This window comes from Chrysiogenia bacterium (assembly GCA_020434085.1).
In the GTDB taxonomy this organism is placed as follows: domain Bacteria; phylum JAGRBM01; class JAGRBM01; order JAGRBM01; family JAGRBM01; genus JAGRBM01.
The window spans coordinates 1-4,864 of sequence record JAGRBM010000621.1; the positions used below are offsets into that span (position 1 = coordinate 1).

Consider the following 4,864-nt stretch of genomic DNA (forward strand, 5'->3'; position numbering starts at 1 on the left):
AGCGAGAGCGAGAGGATCTGGTGACCCAGACAGATTCCAAAGATGGGCTTTTTGCCGATGAGCTTCGCAACCGTCTCGGCCGCGTAGGGAACGCCCTCGGGATCGCCGGGGCCGTTCGAGAGGAAAATCCCGTCGGGGTTGTAGGCAAGCACATCCTCGGCGCTGGCCGTCGCGGGAACCACGGTGACTTTGCAGCCCACGTCAACGAGATTGCGCAGGATGTTGCGCTTGATCCCGAAGTCCATCGCCACGACGTGGTGCTTGAGGCTTGCGGGTTTGGTGTATCCCTCGCCCAGCTTCCACGTGCCCTCGGTCCACTCGTAGGGTTTCTCGCAGGTGACTTCCTTGACGAGGTCGCGGCCCACAAGGCCCGGCGCGTTCTTCGCCTTTTCGACGAGCGATTTGGGGTCGAGATCCTCGGTGCTCAGCACGCCCATCTGCGCGCCGGCATCGCGGATGTGACGCACCAGCTTGCGGGTGTCGATGCCTTCGATGCCCACGACGCCGCGCTCGGCCAGGAGCTCGCCCAGCGAGCGCTGCGAGCGGAAGTTCGAGGGGGTCTCGAAATACTCGCGCACGATCACGCCTTCGGCCTGCAGACGATCCGACTCAAAGTCCTCGTCGTTGACGCCGTAGTTGCCGATCTGCGTGTAGGTCAGCGTGACGATCTGGCCCTTGTAGGAAGGATCGGAGTAGATCTCCTGATAACCGGTCATGGAGGTGTTGAAGACCACCTCGCCGGTCACTTCGCCCTTCGCGCCGAAGGCGGTGCCTTCGAACACGGTGCCGTCGGCCAGCGCGAGAATTGCTTTGGGACCTTTCACTGATTGCTCTCCATAGTCTCTGAGTAAACGAGGCGACCGTTGCAGAAAGTCGCCAGCACTTTGCCTTTGAGTTCTATTCCGCCGAAGGGGCAGTTGCGCCCCTTCGAGTGGAAGTTTTGCGGATCGATGACCGCGCTGGCTGCCGGATCGAAGACGACCAGGTCGGCCTGCGCGCCCTTTTTGAGATGTCCGCAGTCGAGCCCCAGCACCCGCGCCGCGCCCGCACTCATGCGTTCGATCAACGTGGGCAGATCGAGCACGCCCTGCGCCACCAGTTGCAGCGCAGCGGGCAGCGCGCTTTCGAGACCGATCACCCCGAAGGGGGCCAGGTCGAACTCGCGCGCTTTCTCATCCGGCGTGTGCGGCGCGTGCCCGGTGGCGATGCAGTCGATCAGCCCCTCGGCCAGCGCGGCGCACAGGGCCTGACGGTCTTCCTCGGTGCGAAGCGGCGGGGCCATCTTCGCGTTGGTGTCGTAACCGCCGACCGCGTCTTCAGTGAGCAGCAGGTGGTGGGGCGTCGCTTCGGCGCTGACCTGCACGCCGCGCTCGCGGGCCCAGCGAATCTGCTCGATGGCGCCGCGGGTGGTGATGTGCGCCAGGTGCACCCGCGCCCTTGCGGCGCCGGCAATGGCGGCGTCGCGCGCGACCTGCACCACCTCGGCGCTCGCGGGGTTACCACGAAGTCCCAGCCGGGTCGAGACCAGCCCTTCATTCATCACGCCCTCACGCGCCAGGTCGGCGTCCTCGGCATGGTCGATGATCACGGCGCCGAGCCCGCGGGCGTATTCGAGCGCCCGGCGCATGACCTCGGCGCTGCGAATAGCGCGCGGCACGTCGGAGAAGGCCACCGCGCCGGCGCCCATCATGTCGGCCATCTCGGCCAGTTCCTTGCCCTCGAAGCCCTTGGTGATAGCGCCGATGGGGCGGATGTTGATGAGCCCGGCGTCCTGCGCGCGGTCGCGGATGAACTGGGTGACCTGGGCGTTGTCGTTGATGGGGCTCGTATTGGCCATGCAGCAGACGGTGGTAAAGCCGCCGGCGGCCGCCGCCATGGAACCCGAGGCGATGTCTTCCTTGTATTCCTGGCCGGGCTCGCGAAGGTGGGCGTGCACATCGACAAGTCCCGGCGCGACGGTGGCACCCAGTGCGTCGTAACTCTGTGCGCCCTCGGGCAGCTTCTTCAAACCGCCTTTAACCAGGTCGGCGACGAGGCCGTCCTCGATCACCAAGTCGTAGCGGCCGTCGATCTTCTGCGCCGGATCGATGAGGCGCCCTGCCTGAATGACGAGTTTCATGCGGCGGCCTCCTCGTTGCTGAGCAGGTAGAAGATGGCCATGCGCGTGGCGATGCCGTTGCTGACCTGATCGAGAATGACCGAGCGCGGCCCGTCGGCAATCTCCGGCGCGAGTTCCAGGCCGCGGTTGACCGGGCCCGGATGCATGACGATGGCGTCCTTCTTGAGCTGCTGAAGCCGCGCCATGTTCAGACCGAAGCGCCGCGCGTATTCACGCTGGCTGGGGAAGAAGGCCCCCTGCATGCGCTCGAACTGAACACGCAGCATCATCACGACGTCGGCTTCGGCAAGGGCGTCGTCGAGATTTTCGTAGACCTCGGCGCCCAGTTCCCTGAAGGAATCGGGGATCAGCGTGCCGGGCCCGCTGAAGAGCACCTTCGCGCCGAGTTTCTGGAGCAGGAAGAAGTTGCTGCGCGCCACGCGCGAGTGGGTGATGTCCCCCACGATGAGAACCTTGAGCCCCTTGATGGCGCCCAGGCGCTCACGAATCGTGAAGGCATCGAGCAGCGCCTGGCTGGGGTGCTCGTGCGCGCCGTCGCCAGCGTTGATGACGCTCGCGCGGCAGTTCTTCGAGAGCAGCGCCGCCGCCCCCGAGAGCGGGTGGCGCACCACCACGTAGTCGGCCTGCATGGCCTCCAGGTTGTGCACGGTATCGAGCAGCGTCTCGTTCTTGGTCACGCTGGAAGTCGACGCAGAGATGTTGATCATGTCGGCCGAGAGACGCTTGGCCGCCAGCTCAAAGGAGACCCGCGTCCTCGTTGAGGGTTCGAAGAACAGGTTGACCACCGTCTTGCCCTGCAGGGTCGGCACTTTCTTGCGGTCGCGTTGAAGGACTTCCTTCATGGCGCCCGCGGTATCGAGAATCGCGGTGATTTCCTCGGGCGAGAGGCTCGCGATGTCAACGAGGTCCTTGCGCGTAAACTCCATCAGTGCCCCTCCCCGCCCGGAAGAAGCAGCAGCGCGCTCTTGCTCGCATCGTCGGCATCCACGAGCTTGACCCGCTCGTTCTCGGCAGTGGGCTGGTTGCGGCCCACGTAGTCGGCGCGGATGGGCAGCTCGCGGTGGCCGCGATCGACCAGCACGGCGAGCTGGATGCGCTTGGGCCTCCCCAGGGCCATGAGCGCGTCGAGGGCGGCGCGCACCGTGCGCCCGGTATAAAGGACGTCGTCGACCAGAATCACATCCTTGCCGTCGAGATCGAAGTCGATCTCGGTGCGGTGCAGGACCGGGCGACCCTTCTTGAGCGCCAGGTCGTCGCGGTAGAGGGTGATATCGAGGGCGCCGCAGGGAATCGCGCGGCCTTCGATTATTTCGATTTTCGCCTGCAGGCGCTCGGCAAGCTGGGCGCCGCCGGTACGAATGCCCACCAGCGCGAGGCCGTCCTCACCAGGCTTCTTTTCAAGGATTTCGTGGGCGATGCGCGTCAGGGTGCGGTCGATGGCGTCGGCATCGAGCAGGACTTTCTCGCTCATGCGGGCCTCCCTTCAGAAATACCCCTCTCCCTTTCAGGGAGAGGGTGCCCGAAGGGCGGGTGGGGGTGAATGTGCGGAAGCGCCTGCGGCCTTCCACCCGCACCCTTCGCTACGCTCTTCCCTCTCCCTGAAAGGGAGAGGGGCAACGGAAGACGGCTTTCAGGCAAAAAAAATCCGGCCACCTTCAGGGGCCGGCCCGCGCCGGAGTGTTCCGCGCTGTACGCAAGTTTGCAGGTCATCATTTTTCCCTTTCGGGCCTCTCGGTGCCCGGCTTAAAGGACGCGGCGGATCATGCTTGAAGCGCAGCCCGCTGTCAACAGCGCGGCGGGCCCAATTTCGCGCATCTCCTTTTACCACGCGGGGACGGCGGGCATTGATTCCCGCTTGCGGGGCCGCTAGAACGCCCCTCAGCCCCCCGGTGGGAATCACATTTGTGGAGTCAGCCCGCGGTGAAAAAACTCATCCTCTTCGACATCGACGGAACCCTCATCGGCACGGGCGGCGTGGCCATGCGCACGCTCTACCGCGCGCTCGAAGAGCTCCACGGCCCCCGCCCCGAGGGCGTCGCGCTGCACCCCGACGGCAAGACCGATCCCATGATCGTGCGCGAGCTGCTGGCCGGCATGTTTCCGGACAAAGAGTTCTCCATGGACGAGTGCTACGCGGTCGTGAACCGCTACGTCGAGCTGCTGCCCACCTCGCTCACCGACGAACCCGGCTACGAGATCCTGCCCGGCGTGCAGCGACTCATCGAAAAGCTGCGCGATCATCCAGGCGCCGTGCAGGGCCTTGGCACCGGCAACGTCGAGGCCGGCGGCCGCGTCAAGCTCCGCCACGGCGGCATCAGCGACTTCTTCCCCTTCGGCGGCTTTGCCTGCGACCACCCCGTGCGCGGCGAGCTCATCAAGATCGGCATCGAAAAGGGCCGCAAACACGCCGGCGAGGACATCCCGCTCGAAGACGTCTTCATCGTGGGCGACACCCCCCACGACATCAGCGCCGCAAGATACGCCGGCGCCAAAGCCATCGCCGTCGCCACCGGCCGCCACGACGCGGACGAGCTGGCCGCCCACGAGCCGGATCTGGTGATGGAGAACCTCGAAGACCTGGACGGGTTTCTGGAGTTCGTGGGGCTGTAGAGCGCCCACACGTTCAAGCTTCCGTCATCCCGAGCGCAGCAGAGGAATGACGAGCAACGTGGACGTGGACGTGGACGTGGACGTGGACGTGGACGTGAAGAATGAACCACAGATGGCCACGGATGAACACGGATA

The 4,864-nt window shown here is 65.3% G+C and carries 5 protein-coding genes; 1 reads left to right on the forward strand and 4 read right to left on the reverse strand.

Features of this window, described 5'->3' with window-relative positions; all coding sequences use genetic code 11:
• The 4 genes from carA to pyrR form a co-directional block, all read right to left on the reverse strand.
• Positions 1-824 (reverse strand): glutamine-hydrolyzing carbamoyl-phosphate synthase small subunit (carA, locus tag KDH09_20035; protein MCB0221998.1); only part of this gene is annotated, 824 nt, incomplete at its 3' end.
• On the reverse strand, positions 821-2,119 hold the full coding sequence (locus tag KDH09_20040; protein ID MCB0221999.1) for a dihydroorotase: 1,299 nt from the start codon (positions 2,117-2,119) through the stop codon (positions 821-823). The genes KDH09_20040 and carA, both read right to left, overlap by 4 nt.
• On the reverse strand, positions 2,116-3,045 hold the full coding sequence (locus tag KDH09_20045) for an aspartate carbamoyltransferase catalytic subunit (protein MCB0222000.1): 930 nt from the start codon (positions 3,043-3,045) through the stop codon (positions 2,116-2,118). The genes KDH09_20040 and KDH09_20045 overlap by 4 nt, the downstream gene beginning before the upstream one ends.
• Complete coding sequence (gene pyrR, locus KDH09_20050; protein MCB0222001.1) at positions 3,045-3,590, reverse strand: bifunctional pyr operon transcriptional regulator/uracil phosphoribosyltransferase PyrR; 546 nt, start codon at positions 3,588-3,590, stop codon at positions 3,045-3,047. The genes KDH09_20045 and pyrR overlap by 1 nt, the downstream gene beginning before the upstream one ends.
• A gap of 449 nt (positions 3,591-4,039) precedes the next feature.
• On the opposite strand from pyrR, the gene KDH09_20055 reads away from it, so the two are divergent.
• Positions 4,040-4,729 (forward strand): HAD hydrolase-like protein, encoded by a 690-nt coding sequence (locus KDH09_20055; GenBank protein MCB0222002.1) that lies wholly within the window; start codon positions 4,040-4,042, stop codon positions 4,727-4,729.
• The last annotated feature ends 135 nt before the right edge of the window (positions 4,730-4,864 follow it).